This window comes from Streptomyces sp. NBC_00557, from assembly GCF_036345995.1.
Classification (GTDB): Bacteria; Actinomycetota; Actinomycetes; order Streptomycetales; family Streptomycetaceae; genus Streptomyces.
Map to the genome: position 1 here is coordinate 4,601,435 of NZ_CP107796.1, position 14,036 is coordinate 4,615,470.

12 protein-coding genes and 1 pseudogene are annotated in these 14,036 nt (G+C 73.0%); 6 read left to right on the forward strand and 7 right to left on the reverse strand.

The annotated features are described in order from the left end of the window. Positions 1–86: 86 nt before the first annotated feature. Positions 87–3,023, reverse strand: coding sequence for a D-alanyl-D-alanine carboxypeptidase (locus tag OG956_RS19870; protein WP_330339320.1), 2,937 nt, complete (start codon positions 3,021–3,023; stop codon positions 87–89). A gap of 181 nt (positions 3,024–3,204) precedes the next feature. On the opposite strand from OG956_RS19870, the gene OG956_RS19875 reads away from it, so the two are divergent. The 3 genes from OG956_RS19875 to OG956_RS19885 all read left to right on the forward strand — a co-directional run bounded on the left by OG956_RS19875 (position 3,205) and on the right by OG956_RS19885 (position 5,461). Next, entirely contained in the window at positions 3,205–3,960 is a 756-nt protein-coding gene (locus tag OG956_RS19875) for a GOLPH3/VPS74 family protein (protein WP_330339321.1), read from the forward strand. A gap of 262 nt (positions 3,961–4,222) precedes the next feature. After that, entirely contained in the window at positions 4,223–5,080 is an 858-nt protein-coding gene (locus OG956_RS19880) for a helix-turn-helix domain-containing protein (protein WP_330339322.1), read from the forward strand. Positions 5,081–5,269: 189 nt separating this feature from the next. Next, on the forward strand, positions 5,270–5,461 hold the full coding sequence (locus OG956_RS19885) for a DUF397 domain-containing protein (protein WP_330339323.1): 192 nt from the start codon (positions 5,270–5,272) through the stop codon (positions 5,459–5,461). 140 nt (positions 5,462–5,601) lie between these two features. On the opposite strand, the gene OG956_RS19890 is transcribed toward OG956_RS19885, so the two are convergent. Both OG956_RS19890 and OG956_RS19895 read right to left on the reverse strand, forming a co-directional pair. Beyond that, the gene (locus OG956_RS19890) at positions 5,602–6,090 is read right to left on the reverse strand and encodes a glutathione peroxidase (protein WP_330339324.1); all 489 of its coding nucleotides are present in this window, start codon (positions 6,088–6,090) and stop codon (positions 5,602–5,604) included. Next, positions 6,087–7,100, reverse strand: a complete 1,014-nt coding sequence (locus tag OG956_RS19895; RefSeq protein WP_330339325.1) for an ArsR/SmtB family transcription factor — start codon at positions 7,098–7,100, stop codon at positions 6,087–6,089. Before OG956_RS19895 ends, OG956_RS19890 begins: the two co-directional genes overlap by 4 nt. Before the next feature lie 86 nt (positions 7,101–7,186). Here OG956_RS19895 and OG956_RS19900 point away from each other — a divergent pair, with 86 nt between their 5' ends. Beyond that, entirely contained in the window at positions 7,187–8,518 is a 1,332-nt protein-coding gene (locus OG956_RS19900; protein WP_330339326.1) for an MFS transporter, read from the forward strand. Positions 8,519–8,765: 247 nt separating this feature from the next. On the opposite strand, the pseudogene OG956_RS19905 reads toward OG956_RS19900, so the two are convergent. Beyond that, a pseudogene (locus OG956_RS19905) lies at positions 8,766–9,290 on the reverse strand (SPFH domain-containing protein); the annotation flags it as partial. 138 nt (positions 9,291–9,428) lie between these two features. Here OG956_RS19905 and OG956_RS19910 point away from each other — a divergent pair. Further along, positions 9,429–10,595, forward strand: a complete 1,167-nt coding sequence (locus OG956_RS19910; protein WP_330339327.1) for a PP2C family protein-serine/threonine phosphatase — start codon at positions 9,429–9,431, stop codon at positions 10,593–10,595. A gap of 81 nt (positions 10,596–10,676) precedes the next feature. Next, entirely contained in the window at positions 10,677–10,970 is a 294-nt protein-coding gene (locus OG956_RS19915; protein WP_330339328.1) for a hypothetical protein, read from the forward strand. 46 nt (positions 10,971–11,016) lie between these two features. Here the strand turns inward: OG956_RS19915 and OG956_RS19920 are convergent, their stop codons facing one another. The 3 genes from OG956_RS19920 to OG956_RS19930 all read right to left on the reverse strand — a co-directional run bounded on the left by OG956_RS19920 (position 11,017) and on the right by OG956_RS19930 (position 13,542). Beyond that, positions 11,017–11,637 (reverse strand): hypothetical protein, encoded by a 621-nt coding sequence (locus tag OG956_RS19920; protein ID WP_330339329.1) that lies wholly within the window; start codon positions 11,635–11,637, stop codon positions 11,017–11,019. Between the two features lie 208 nt (positions 11,638–11,845). Then, complete coding sequence (locus tag OG956_RS19925) at positions 11,846–12,715, reverse strand: hypothetical protein (RefSeq protein WP_330339330.1); 870 nt, start codon at positions 12,713–12,715, stop codon at positions 11,846–11,848. A gap of 194 nt (positions 12,716–12,909) precedes the next feature. Then, the gene (locus OG956_RS19930) at positions 12,910–13,542 is read right to left on the reverse strand and encodes an RNA polymerase sigma factor (protein ID WP_330339331.1); all 633 of its coding nucleotides are present in this window, start codon (positions 13,540–13,542) and stop codon (positions 12,910–12,912) included. Positions 13,543–14,036: the final 494 nt, after the last annotated feature.

The following is a 14,036-nucleotide window of genomic DNA, read 5'->3' on the forward strand; positions in this document are numbered from 1 at the left end:
CGGGGCGCGACCGCCACCGGCGCGCCCCCTCGGCTCACAGGAGCGGGGGCGCGCCGGTGACGTCCGGGCGGACCCGGGGTGCGGGCTCAGCCCAGCCGGGTCAGCTTGGCGCCGAAGCCGGGCTCCGCCAGATCCTTCTCCAGGGCCACCGGCACCTTGACGGCACCGGCCGAACCGTCGCCCACGGTGAGCGACCCGACCTCGGTGCCGGCCTTCGCCGTGTGCGGCACCGTGCCGGAGGTGAGGGACAGCTTCACCTTCAGCCCCGCCCAGCCGGCCGCCGTGACGTCCTTCGTCGCCACGACCGGGGTACGGCCGCCGAGGCCGTCGTCGACGTACCCGACGACATCGCCCTTCTTCAGGATCGTCACCGACTTCAGGGCGCCCTGCGCGGCCCGGATCAGCTGGTCGCTGTGGTCGAGGGCGGCGCTGAGGATCGTGTTCTCCGGGCCGCCGGCCGGCTGGCGCAGCACCGCGCCGATGATCGTGCGGGTGCCGCCGCCGACCTGCTGCTTCGCCGCGAAGACCAGGTTGCCGAGGGCGGAGGTGGTGGTGCCGGTCTTGATGCCGACGACGTTGTTGCTGCCGACCAGGTGGTTCCAGTTGGAGTGGTTCACGCCCTTGTAGTCGGTGTACGACATCATCGCCGCGACCTCGCGGAAGGCGGGCTCGGTCATCGCGGCCTTCGCCAGCTTCACCTGGTCCACGGCCGTGCTGACCGTGGAGTCGGTCAGGCCCGAGGGGTCGGTGTACGTCGTGTTCGTCATGCCGAGGCTCTTGGCGGTGGCGTTCATCCTCGCCACGAACGCCTTCTCCGAACCGGCGTCCCAGCGGGCGAGCAGGCGGGCGATGTTGTTCGCCGACGCGATGAGGATGCTCTCCAGGGCCTCCCGCTGGGAGATCGAGTCACCGGCGGTCACGTGCACGGTGGACTCCTGGCCCGCGTTCGACTGCTGCTCGGCCGCCTTGTCGATCCTGATCTTGGGGCCGTCGGCGCCGCTCTTGAGCGGATGGTCGCGCAGGACGATGTACGCGGTCATCACCTTGGCGACGCTCGCGATGGGCACGGGCTTCTGGGCGCCGGAGGAACCGAACGTGCCGATGCCCTGCACATCCAGCGCGGCCTCGCCGCCGGCCGGCCACGGGATGCCGACCTTGCCGCCGGCGAAGGTGTACGTGTCCTTCGCGGTGAGGCCGAGGGTGGGGTCCGGGAGCGGGCGCAGGGTCTGCACGATCGCGAAGACGACCGCCAGGAGCAGAACCAGGGGGGTCCAGATCTTGACCCGGCGCACGAACGTGCGGAACGCCGTCTCCGGGGGCGGCGGCGTGTTCGTCAGCTCCGCCAGCAGGTCCAGCGGGGGCTTCGGGGGAAGCGGCTGCTGAGTGGTGCGCTCGGGCCCGACCTGCGGGACGGGAGTGGTGGCGTCCGGCTTCGCGTCCGGCTCGGCCTTCGGCTTGGCCGGAGCCATGTCGTTCTTGAGCGCGACGAACTTGCTGGTGCGCTCGGAGTCGGACTCGGGGGCCTTGGGCTTCCCCCCGAGCTTGAGCATGGTGGTGGGCTGGTCGACCTGCGGCTGCTTGGGCCGTACGGCCTTGAAGACGGCGGTGGGCTGATCGACGGGGGCGTCGCCCGCGTCCGTGTCCGCCTCCGCCTCGGCTTCGCCGTCGGCGTCGTCACCACCCGTGCGGCTCTCGTCGTCGGCTGCGGGTCCCCCCTGCGGGGCGTCCTCGGCTCCGGCAGCGCCCTTCGAGCCTTCGGCTCCGCCACGGCTCTGCGAGTCCTCGGCTTCGCCGTCGCCCAGCTCCGGCCGCGCCTCGGCCGCAGCGGCAGCCGCGTCCTGCGGCTCGACCTTGGCAGGGGCCTCAGCCTTGGCGGGGGGCTTGGGGCCGGCCGTGGCCGGGGTCGCGGAATCAGCCTTCGCCCGGGCCTCGGGGTCAGCCTTCTCCTGGGTCTTGGGCTCGGCGTCCGCCTGGCCCTTAGTGTCAGGGTCCGCCTGGGTCTTGGGGGCGGCGTCCGCCTGGGTCTTGGGATTGGCGTTCGCCTGGGCCTTGGGGGCGGCGTCCGCTTCGGAGTCGGCCTTCGCCGTGGACTCGGCGTCCGCCTCGCCGTTCGCCTGGGTCTTGTGGGCGGCCTTCGCCTCCCCCTTCGGCTGCCTCTTCGACGCAGGCTCGTCCTGCCCCTCCGGCTCGGCCTTCGCATCGGCCGCCCCCTCGGATGCAGCCTTCTCCTCCGGCTCGGACTTCGCGTCGGCAACGGCGTCGCCGTCCGAGTCGGTCTCGGTGTCGGCCTCAGCGCCGTCACGGTCGGCGTCGGCCGAGACATCGGCCTCGGCGCGACCATCACCCACGGCATGGGTGTCGGAGTCAGCGCCGTCCTGCGCCGGGGACGCAACCCCGGCGTCAGACTCGGCGTCCGCCTCTTCCTTCACGCCCGCAACTGCCTTCGAGTCCGCGCCGCTGTCCGCGCCGGCGTCGGTCCGCGTCCCGCCGTTGCCGGCCTTCCGCCCACCGTCCGCTTCCGCGCCCGTACCCGAGCCCCCGTCAGCGCCCGTCGCCGCGTCCGCCTCGGCCTCCGTGCCCGCGCCTGCTTCTGCCTTCGTGCCCGCGTCCGCCTCGGCCTTCGTGCCCGCGTCCGCCTCCGCGCCCGCTTCTGCCCCGGCGTCCGTGCCGGCGGCCCTCGCCCCGGCATCCGCGTCCGTGCCGGCGGCCCTCGCTCCGGTGTCCGGGGCCGATCCCCCCTCCGGCTCATCCCCCGTCGTCGGCTTGGCGTTGGCCTTGCGGACCCAGGAGGAGACCGCCTTGCGGAGCGCGGTGTCCTCGGGGGAGGGGGTGGTGTCGGGGATGGACAGGATCTTCGTCGCGGTGTCCACACCGCTCGGCGCGGAATCCTTTTCCCGGGCGACCGCGAGACGCGGATCCCGTGTCTCGGGAACCGGAGCCGCGCTCCCCGGCGTCGGTTCCGCCGACGACTCGCGCTGCTTCGACCTGTCGGGGGACTCGCCCGCCACCGATGCCTCCTCCATGCGCCGCACGCCCACACGCGCGCCCTGTCCGAACCATGTACCAGTGTCCTGTGTGAGGGCTTAACCCCTGCGCTAGACGAGAACGACATACCTACCGGTTCCCTTACGAACCGGTCACGCACCCTCGACAGACCAATGTGAGAGGGGTCACCCTGTCATTCATCCACGCGGGGAGGCATGGATGGGCAGGAGCCGCAGAACACTTCCGGAGGAGCTTCTGCTGCTGGCACTGGACCCGGCCACGGGTACCACTGCGCAGCCGCAGTCGCTCGACCTCGGTCTGGCCGGTGCACAGCTAGTGGAGCTGGCGCTGGCCGGACGGATAGCCCCAGACGGGGATCGTATCGCCGTGGTGGTGCCACGGCCGACTGGAGATCCGACTTTGGACTGCGCGTTGGAGTTGCTGCGACGGCGTGGCGCTCCCGTGCGGGCTGTTCACTGGATCGGCGGGCCCCGTCTGGGGCTCCGTCAGACCTACCTCTCGCATCTGGAGCGGTGCGGCATGGTGCACGCCGTGGCCGGCCAGATGTGCGGGGTGCTGCCGACGACGCGCTACCAGGCGACGGACAACGAGATCAGCCGGGAGATCAGGGCCCGGCTGGACTCCGCGATCCGCACCGGCGTGCCGCCGGACCCGCGGACCGCGGCGCTCGCCGCCCTGGCGCACGCCGTCGGACTCGGCAAGCACCTGTACCCGGGGAACGAGGGCCGGTCCTCCAGGTCCCGGCTGCGGGACCTGATCCGGCACGACCCCATGGGCGGCCTCGTCGCGCACGCCGTGATGGACGTGCAGAACGGCGCGGTCGCGCAACCGCGCCGGGGTACGGCCGCCACCGCGCGGCAGGGCGCGCCCGGCGCCCGGTCGGCGGCGGAGCCCGCTCGGGGGGTTCCGATGCAGCCGCGCCGCGGCACCATGGCACGCGCCGTGGCCCACTGAGCCGTAACCCCGGTCCCCACGGAACCGGTTCGGGAGCCGCTGGCCGAGCGGGACGGTGAGACCTGTGTGTCTCGCCGCCCCGCTCGGCCGCTTCCGGGCCCGGCGGCCGGCACCCCGTCGGGCGGCGAGCCGTGCCGAACTGACGCGTACGCGCCGCATATCCACCATTTCCCAGCGGTAGAAAGCACCTTGGTGGCAGTCTGCTCAGCAGCAGATACGGAAAGTGTCAAGGAACAGGCAGGCAGCCGGAGGTGCACGTCCCGTGGCGTCCAATGTCAATCCCACCGTCAGGAGGCGCCGGCTGGGCCAGGAGCTGCGCAGGCTCCGCGAGCTCAAGGGCATGACGGCCGAGGAAGTGGCCGAGCGACTGCTCGTGTCGCAGTCGAAGATCAGCCGGCTGGAGAACGGCCGCAGAAGCATCAGCCAGCGCGATGTGCGCGACCTGTGCGGGGTGTACGAGGTCGAGGACCAGCGGATCGTGGACTCGCTGATGGAGATGGCCCGGGACTCCCGGCAGCAGGGGTGGTGGCACACCTTCGGGGACATCCCGTACAGCGTCTACATCGGTCTGGAGACCGACGCCGAGTCGCTGCGCGTGTACGAACCCCAGCTCGTGACCGGGCTGTTGCAGACCCGCGCCTACGCGGAGGCCCTGGTGCAGGGCGCGTTGCCGGAGACGTCGACGGCCGAGATCGAGAAGCGCGTGCAGGTGCGCATGCGCCGACAGGAACGTATCACCGCCGAGACCAACCCGCTCCGGCTGTGGGTGGTGCTCGACGAGGCCGCGCTGCGCCGGGTCGTGGGCAGCAAGCTGGTGATGCGCGAACAGCTGGACCACCTGATCGAGATGTCCCAGCTGCCGCACGTCACGGTGCAGGTGCTGCCGTTCGAGGTGGGCGCGCATCCGGGGCTGAACGGCCAGTACGCGATCCTGGAGTTCGCCGACGCGGCCGACTCCAGCGTGGTGTACCTGGAGGGCGTCACCAGCGACCTGTACCTGGAGAAGGCCCAGGACGTGCAGAAGTACGCCGTGATGTACGAGCATCTGCGGGCACAGTCCCTCAATGTGGAGCAATCCCGGCAGTTCATTGCAAAGGTGGCCAAAGACTACGCCGAATGAGCGGCTGGCACCGAGGGCGCCGGATCGTACACCGTCGATCCGCTCCAGTGGAAGGCTCCCCTGGAATATGCCATCCAGTTGAGTGAACGACTCCTCCGGCAGGGGCGGTTGCCCGGTAGCGTCGATCACGCCAACAGGACGACAAGGTTGGCGTGAACCGCACTATCGCAACTCGCAACAGGAGTGGACATGGCACTGATTCAGGGCGCTACGGAGACGTGGACGAAGTCCTCCTATTCCGCGGGCAACGGCGCCTGCGTCGAGGTCAAGTCGCCCGCCGACGCCGAACTCGCCGTCCGTGACTCCAAGGTCGCCGAGGGGCCGGTCCTGGCCTTCCCCGCCGACGCGTGGAACGCCTTCGTGGCCTCGGTCAAGGCCTAGGAGGTCCTCGCTGACCTTCGTCCGTAGAGACCTCCCGACGAACACAACTTCACACGCACCACCAGAAGAGCCCTCTCGACCAGTCGCCGTCCTTGCCGAGGGGGCTCGGCCGTTCCCCGCGGCGCCCCGGAGCCGGCCGGCTAGGCCAGCTGGGCCTCGATGGCCGTCACGATCGCCTCCGACTCCGGCTCGGTCTGCGGGGAGAAGCGGGCGACGACCGTGCCGTCCCGGCCGATGAGGAACTTCTCGAAGTTCCAGCGGATGTCGCCGCTGTGGCCCTCGGCGTCGGGGAACTCCACCAGGCGCTGGTACAGCGGGTGCCGGCCCGCGCCGTTCACCTCCACCTTCTCGGTGAGCGGGAAGGTCACGCCGTACGTCGCCGAGCAGAACTCCGCGATCTCCTCCGCGGTGCCGGGCTCCTGCCCGAGGAACTGGTTGCAGGGCACGCCCAGCACGGTGAAACCACGGTCGGCGTACCGCTCCTGAAGTTTCTCCAGGCCCGTGTACTGGGGGGTGAGGCCGCACTTGGAGGCGACGTTGACGACGAGGACCGCCTTCCCGGCGTACTGCTCCAGGTTGGCGGATCCACCGGTGAGGGCACCGATCTCGACATTCAGCACGTTGGTCATGGGGTGAGCCTAGACGCCCGCGCGTCCCCGCCCCCGGCCCGCACCCGCCCCGGTGCCTCCGCCAGCACGTCCCCCGCCGCCGTCCTCGCGTACAGCACCGACCGCCCCGCCCTCCGCCGCTCCACCAGCCCCGCCTCCCGCAGCACCCTCAGATGGCGCCCCACCGACCCCAGCCCCTGCCCCGTCACCGCCGTCAGCTGGGTCGTGCTCATGGGGGAGGCGAGCAGCACCAGGACGTGGGCGCGGGCTTGGCCGAGGAGCGCGCCGAGGGCGGAGGGGGCGGTCCGGACACCGGCGTCGGCGAGGGCGCCCGCGCAGGGGTAGACCGCCGCGTACCGCACCCCGTCGTCCCAGGCGACCCAGCCCGCCCGTTGCACGGTCACCGGTACGAAGAGCAACTCGGCGCCGGAGATCTCCCGGGGCGGGTACTCATGCAGGTTGATCTGGAGCCGGTTCTCGCCGAGCCAGCGGGTGCGTCCGGGGCGGATCGCGTCGAGGACGCTCACCCACCCGCCCCGGCTCACCTGCGCGGTCCGTGCGACCACGTCCGCCTCCAGCACCCGCCGGCGCCGCTCCCAGGACGGCCGTACCGCCTCCTCCCACACCCACTCCAGCAGGACGGCCGCCCGCTCGGGCAGGTCGTCCCGGTCCAGCTCGGCGGGGAGCGGTCCGGCGAGCGCGGTGCGCAGATGGGCGCGGGCCGCGTCCGGCGCCGTCGAGCGGATCCGGGCGACCTCGTCCGCGAACGTCTCGTCGTCGCGCGGCGCCGGGGTGAGGAAGTCGGCGATCCAGTTCCGGCCGATCCCGGCCCGTACCAGCCGGGCCGTCACCGGGTCCGCAGCCAGCCGGGCGCGGTAGGCGGGCAGATGGGTGCGCAGCCACTCCTGCTCGCCGGGGTGCGCGGCGTCCCGCGCGTACAGCAGCTTCAGGCAGGCGAACGCCTCGGAGAGCGGCGAGACGACGAACCGGCTGCGGGCGAGCGTGTCGGCGTCGAGCTGCCACAGGCCCATTCCGGCACCCCCTCCCGGCCGTACGGCCTTTCGCGCTGCCGCGAAACAATAACCGGGCCCGGCGGCCCCGGCCGAGACTCCCCGGCATGACCGGCTACCGATCCCTGTTCCGCACACCGGAGTTCACCCCGCTCTTCCTCGGCGCGGCCGCGCAGACCGCCGCGCAGACCGTCGGCGGGCTGGCCCTGGGCACGCTCGTGTACCGGGCGACCGGCTCGCCGCTGCTGTCGGCGGTGAGCATGTTCGGCCCCTCCCTCGCCCAGGTGCTGGGCGCGACCGTCCTGCTCTCGGGCGCCGACCGGCTGCCCCCGCGTACGGCGCTGTCCGCGATCGCGCTGACCTTCGCGGCCGGTACGGCGGTGCAGGCGCTGCCCGGCCTGCCGGTCGGCGCGGTCTTCGGCGTCCTGCTGGTCCTCGGGCTCGTGGCCTCCCTCGGCGGCGGGGTCCGCTGGGGCCTGCTGAACGAGATCCTCGCCGGGGGCGGCTATCTGCCGGGGCGTTCGCTGTTCAACATGATGAGCGGGCTGATGCAGATCGCCGGGTCCGCCACCGGCGGCGCGCTGCTCGGCGTGCTCTCCCCGCGCGTCTGCCTGCTGCTGTCGGCAGTGCTGTATCTGCTGGCCGCCCTGACGCTGCGGTTCGGCCTGTCCGCCCGGCCCCCGAGGACGGCGGGCCGTACGTCCCCCGCGGCGACCTGGCGCACCAACGCCCTGCTGTGGTCCTCCCGCCCGCGCCGCCTCACCTACCTGGGCCTGTGGCTGCCCAACGGCCTGGTCGTCGGCTGCGAGTCGCTGTACGTGCCGTACGCTCCGCACGCGGCCGGCACCCTGTTCGCCTGCGGGGCGTTCGGCATGTTCGCCGGGGACGTGACGGTGGGCCGGCTGCTGCCGCGCGCGGTACGGCGCCGGCTGGCCACCCCGCTGCTGCTTCTGCTGGCGACGCCGTACCTGGCGTTCGGCGCGCACCCGCCGCTGCCGGTGGCGGCGGTGTGCGTGACGGTCGCCTCGGCGGGCTTCGGCGCGAGCCTGGTCCAGCAGGAGCGCCTGATGGACCTGACCCCGGACGAACTGGCCGGGCAGGCGCTGGGGCTGCACTCGTCCGGCATGCTGACCATGCAGGGCGTGAGCGCCGCGCTGGCCGGCACGGTGGCCCAGCTCACCTCGCCCGCCGCCGGGATGACCGTGATGGCGGCGGGCTCGGTCTGCGTGACCCTGTCGCTGGCTATCGCGGGCCGGCGCTCTCCTGCACCGGAAGCGGCGGCTGGGGCTGCGCCTGCTCGGCCGGGGCCGGAACCGGCTGAGCCGCGTCCGGAGCCGGGGCCGGAGTCGGCTGGGCCGCGTCCGGGGCCGGGGCCGGGGCCGGAGTCGGCTGGGCCGGCTGGGCCGGCTGGGCCGGCTGAGTCGGCCGGGGCGCGCTGAGGCCGGCGTCGATCTTCTGCACGGCACGGTCGAAGTAGCGCAGCAGCTCGACGGGGAAGGGCATCACGAGGGTCGAGTTCTTCTCGGCGGCGACCTCGACGACGGTCTGCAGGAGCCTGAGCTGCATGGCCTCGGGGGTGTCGGCCATGATCCTGGAGGCGTTGGCGAGCTGCTGCGCGGCCTGGAACTCGCCGTCGGCGGTGATGACCCGGGCCCGGCGCTCCCGCTCGGCCTCGGCCTGCCGGGACATGGACCGCTTCAGCGACTCGGGCAGCTGGACGTCCTTGATCTCGACCCGGTCGATGTGGATGCCCCATCCGGCGGCCGGGCTGTCGATCATCAGCGCCAGCCCTTCGTGCAACCGCTCCCGGTCGCTGAGCAGGTCGTCCAGATCGCTCTTGCCGATGATCGACCGCAGCGAGGACTGGGCGACCTGCCCGACGGCGAAGACGTAGTCCTGGACCTCGATGGCCGCGCGCACCGGATCGGTCACCCGGAAGTAGACCACCGCGTCGACCTTGACCGAGACGTTGTCCCTGGTGATGCCCTCCTGGGTGGGCACCGGCATGGTCACGACCTGCACGTTCACCTTGCGCATGCGGTCGGCGAAGGGGATCAGGAAGGTGATGCCCGGCTGCCGGTACTCCGGCAGGGCCTTGCCCCACCGGAACACGACACCGCGCTCCACCTGGTTGACCACGCGCATACCGCTCTTCAGCACGAGCAGCGCCAACAGCGCCAGCACGACGACCGCCACCACGGTGCCTTCCATGGCACTCCATTCCTCGCAACGGCACGGACACGGGGAAGGACACCGGAGGGGACCGAACGGATGCGGCTCCGAGCGTCATGGTTGCGTCAAAAACCGACCGGGTCGTCAGCTGTCGCGGGCGGTGGCACTGTGGAAGGCGTGAAGGCCGGACACGGCTTGGCTGATGTACGGCAGCTGCGGCAGTCCAGCCACGCGCTGCTGCTGATCCCGATCGTGCTCATCGTGGTCATCACGGCGGTGGACCAACTGGTCCCGGCGGACATCCATCTCGGCCCGCTCCTGGTGATCGCCCCCGCGATCACCGCCTCCTTCGCCGGTCCCCGGCTCACCACGCTGATCGGCGTCCTGACAGTGGCGGCGCAGGCGTACATCGGCTGGCACTTCGGCGTGCTGTTCTCGCGCAACGTGCTGGTCCAGATCCTCGCCCTCGCGGTGCTGTCCGCCCTCGTCGTGTTCTTCTGCCTGGTCCGCGAGCGGCACAGGCGCGAGCTGGCCCAGGTCCGCTCGGTCGCCGAGGCCGCGCAGCACGGGCTGCTGTGGCCGCTGCCGGAGCGGATGGGCACCCTGCGGATCGCCTGCCTGTACCTGGCCGCCGAGGACGAGGCGCAGATCGGCGGCGACCTGTACGCCGCCACCCGCGTCCCCGGGGGCGTGCGCATCATGATCGGGGACGTACGGGGCAAGGGCCTGTCCGCCATCGGGGAGTCCGCCCTGCTGCTCGGGGCCTTCCGGGAAGCGGCCCACCGGCACGCCACGCTCCCCGATCTGGCCGCCACTCTGGAGCAGAGCGTGATCCGCTACCTGGCCGACTTCGAGCCGCCCGCCGAGGCCGGCGAACGCTTCGCCACCACCCTGCTGCTGGAGATCCCCGACGACGACAACACCGTCCGCATGATCAGCTGCGGCCATCCGCCCCCGCTGCTGCTCAGCCCCGGCAGCGGCCTGACCGTCCCCGGCCTGACCCCGGCGCCGCCCCTGGGCATCACGGAGAAGGGACCGGAGGCGTACACCATCGACGTGACGCCCTTCGAGCCCGGCGACACCCTGCTGCTCTACACGGACGGCGTGATCGAGGCCCGCGATCCCGAGGGCGGCTTCTATCCCTTCGAGGCGCGGGCCGCCCACTGGGACAGTGCCGGCCCGGAGTCGCTGCTGCACCACATCAGGCGCGACCTGCTCGCCCACACCCGTGGGCGCCTCGACGACGACGCGGCGCTCGTCGCCCTCCACCGCGAGCCCGACAGCCACCGGCGCCACCGGCACGGGCGCGTCGTCCACGCGGGCGGGTTCGGCCATGCCTCCTGACACCGGTCCGGACGTGCGTCCGGACACCGAGCGGGTGCCGGCCGGTCACCGGGCCCTCGCCGGGAGTGACAGGATCGGGTCATGAGCACCGAGACGGACTGGGCGTACCGGGTGGAGGAGCCGCACGGCTCCGAGGGCTGGCGGCCCTACGGCGACGATCCGCAGCGGTGGCGGGGGACCGTCACCACCGACGGCCCGGGCGAGGACGCCGAGTACGTCGCCGCCCTCGTCGTCACCGACCTGGTGTCCGAGTGGGACCGCCGCGGGGCCGGCCAGAAGCACGTACGGGTCATCGTCTGGGAGGACGAGGAGGGCACCGGCCCGGAGGACGCGGTCTTCACGGTCGAGATCCAGCCCGGCCTCGACCGGGACTGACGGCGCGGGGCGCGGCCGGCGCTGTTCGAGGCCGGGCGTGGCGCCGTCACCAGTCGTAAGGGCCGCCGACCACGCGGAAGCTGCCCGCGACGCCGTCGTCGAACAGGCCCGCGCGGGCCAACACGCCGCCGTCCTCGCCGAACTCGCCCCCGTGGTCCGTGCGGGGCACCACGCCATAGGTGCGGCCGTGGGGGCCGACGACGGCCACCGGGGCGCCGTTGTCGCAGGAGAAGCCCCGGAAGACCTCGACGGTGCGCCGGCTGTCGTTGAAGACGCTGAAGCTGTTCGCGCCGAAGCCGCTCGCCGCGGTGATGCAGCCGTCGACGACGGCGGGGTAGACGCGTTCGTTGAAGTAGATCCGCCCGTATTCACGGTGCCCGTGGCCGCGTCCGCCGCCGTCGTGCCCCTCGTTCCGCCCGCCGGAACCCATGCCGTCCTGGGGGGCCGTGGCGGGAGCGGGCCGTTGCACGGGCTTGGCCACCGGTTGCGCGGGCTTGGCCGCGGGGCGCACGTGCGGGGCCGCCGCACGGTGGGCGGGTGCGGCCGCCTGGTGGACGGACGCGGATGCCGGAGCCGATCCGGCGGTCAGGGCGTAGGTGAGGCCGGCGGCTGCGAGGACGGTCGCGCCGGCTCCGGCGCCGACCACGGCGAAAGTACGCGAGGGCATGTCAGTTACCTCTGTCTCGGCGGACGTCGGCCGGACGACCGATCTGCAACGAACGTACCGACAGCCCCTATAACCGGCATTCCAGACGCAGCCCAGGTGTGACGCCCTGCGCCGAACAGGTTGCCCGCACGGCGTCTGCGGTCGGCCACCGGGCGCGTGGCGCCGGGCGCCGCGGGGGTGGGTGCGGTTTGCCGGTACGGCGGCGGGCCTAACGGTGCCTGCCGCTGCTCTTTCCGCCGGTGCCGGTGCTGTTGGGGGCGGCTCCCTCGCTGGTTCGGCCGCTCCCGCTTCCGGTCGTGGCGTGGGTGCCGCCGGGGTCGGCGCCCGTTCCGCCGCCGGAGGTTCCGCCGCCCGGGTCGCCGGGCTTCCTGGCCGTGTTGCCGCTGGTGGAGTTCGCGGCGCGCCTGCCGGGGGCGCCCGTGCCGGCCGGTTTCTCCGGCTTGGCCGTCGCGCGCGCCAACTGCCGGGAGCAGTACGCGGCGACCTTGTCCTCTCCGCCGGCGGCGGTGACGAGCTGCTGCCAGGCCGTGGAAGCGAGCGCCTTGCCCCGCCCGGCGACCTGCTCGTAGGCACGGCAGTGGGCTTCGGTGTCCTGGGCGGGGGAGGGGCGGCCGGTCGGTCCCGGGCCGCCGGAGGACGACGGCGAGGCGGTACCGTCCGGCCGGCCGGCGGCCACCGCCGGACGGTGCGCGGCCTTGGTGGCGGTACCCGCGCCGTGGCCGGGCGATCCCGCGTGCTCGATGGCCGCGACCGCGACTCCGCCCAGGGCGAGGCTGGCGAACACCACGCCGAACGTCATCCGGACCGGGCGCCGCAGCCGCCGTTCCTCGCGCGGCCGCCAGTCGTCCCGGCGCCGGGTGCGTGCCCGGCGCGCGCCCGCCCGATGGCCGGCGGCACGGAACGCGGTCAGGGCCCGCTGCTCGGCCTCGGGGTCGAGGCGGTCCGTGCGCAGCGCGGCGCCCAGCACCGTTTCCAGCGCGGCGGCGTCCTGCGCGCCCGACGGGCCGGACCTGGTGCCGCCGGGGTGCACCTGCCGGTGACGGACCGGTGCTCCGTCGCCGCTCAGTCGTTCACCCATGCCCGTTTCCCGTCCCTGTCCGACCGTTCCCATGCGTTCTGATCTGCTTCGAGGCGTTCCGATCCGCTCGGATGCGCCCGGATGCGTTCCGATGCTTTCCGCGCGTTCCGGTGCGTTCGTATGCGTCGGTGCGTTCGTACGCGTCGATGCGGCGTGCCCGGCGGCTTCCGGCCGTCTTCCGCCGTCCGCGTCGTTCACGTCCACTCCCCCAGCGTTCGGGGAGTCCCATCCGTCACACCCGCGTCCGCCTCGCCGCCGACGCCCAGCTGGCGGGCGAGGCGTTTGAGGCCCCGGTGGGCGGCCGTGCGCACGGCTCCCGGGCGCTTGCCGAGGACGCGTGCGGCGGCGGGTCCGTCCAGGCCCACGACGACGCGCAGGAGCACCGCCTCCGCCTGCTCCCGGGGCAGCGCGCGGACCAGGGCCAGGGCCTGCTCGGTGGAGAGGGACTCCAGGGCCTGGTCGTACGTGTTCTGCGGGGCGGGCAGATGCAGCACGTCCTGTTCGGTGCCGCCGGGCCGGGGGCGGGCGCGCCGGCGGCGCAGGTGGTCCAGGGCCCGGTGCCGGGCGATGGTCGCGGTCCAGCCCCGGAAGCCGGCGCCGTCCCCCTTGAAGCGTCCGAGGTCGCGGGCTATCTCCAGCCAGGCGTCGGAGGCCACGTCCTCGGCGTCGTCGCCGACCAGCCCGTGCAGATAGCCGAGCAGGCCGGGCTGCACGATCCGGTACGCCACCGCGAAGGCGGCCTCGTCCCCGTCCTGGGCCCGCGCGACCGCAGCGCCCAACTCCCCGTCGTGCGCACGTACGCGCCCGGGTTGTCGTACCTGGCCCAAGACTGTCCTCGTTCGCACCGGGTTCAAAGCGGATCCGTGCCGTCCGCCGCGCTCCGGTCGCATCGACGGCCCCCATGCTGCACAGCGTCTGCCGTCACAGAAGTGTCACAACGTCCCGCCCGCCCTTTACGGCATCACGCCGGCCAACCGCCCCGCCCGTCGCCCCATACTGGCCTCCCTTCATGGCGCCGCCCGAGCCAACCGGCCCGGCCCGGCGGTCCGTTACGGGCGCATGGCACCGCCCGGGTCGTGTCGTGCGAGCGAACTGACGTGGTCCGGCGGCCTCTTGTCGGCGCACGCTCCGCTCGGGTTGTGTCGTGTGCCGGACCAGTCCGGTCGCGAACGCGAAGCGAACCGGCGTGGCTCTGCGGTCCGTTACCGGCGCACGGCACCACCCGAGCCCCGCCGCGCGGCCGGCGACGCCGCGACCCGGTGCGGTTCGGCGCACCCCGCCAGGTGACGTTTCCCGACGGCCGTGCGCTGACCCAGTGCCG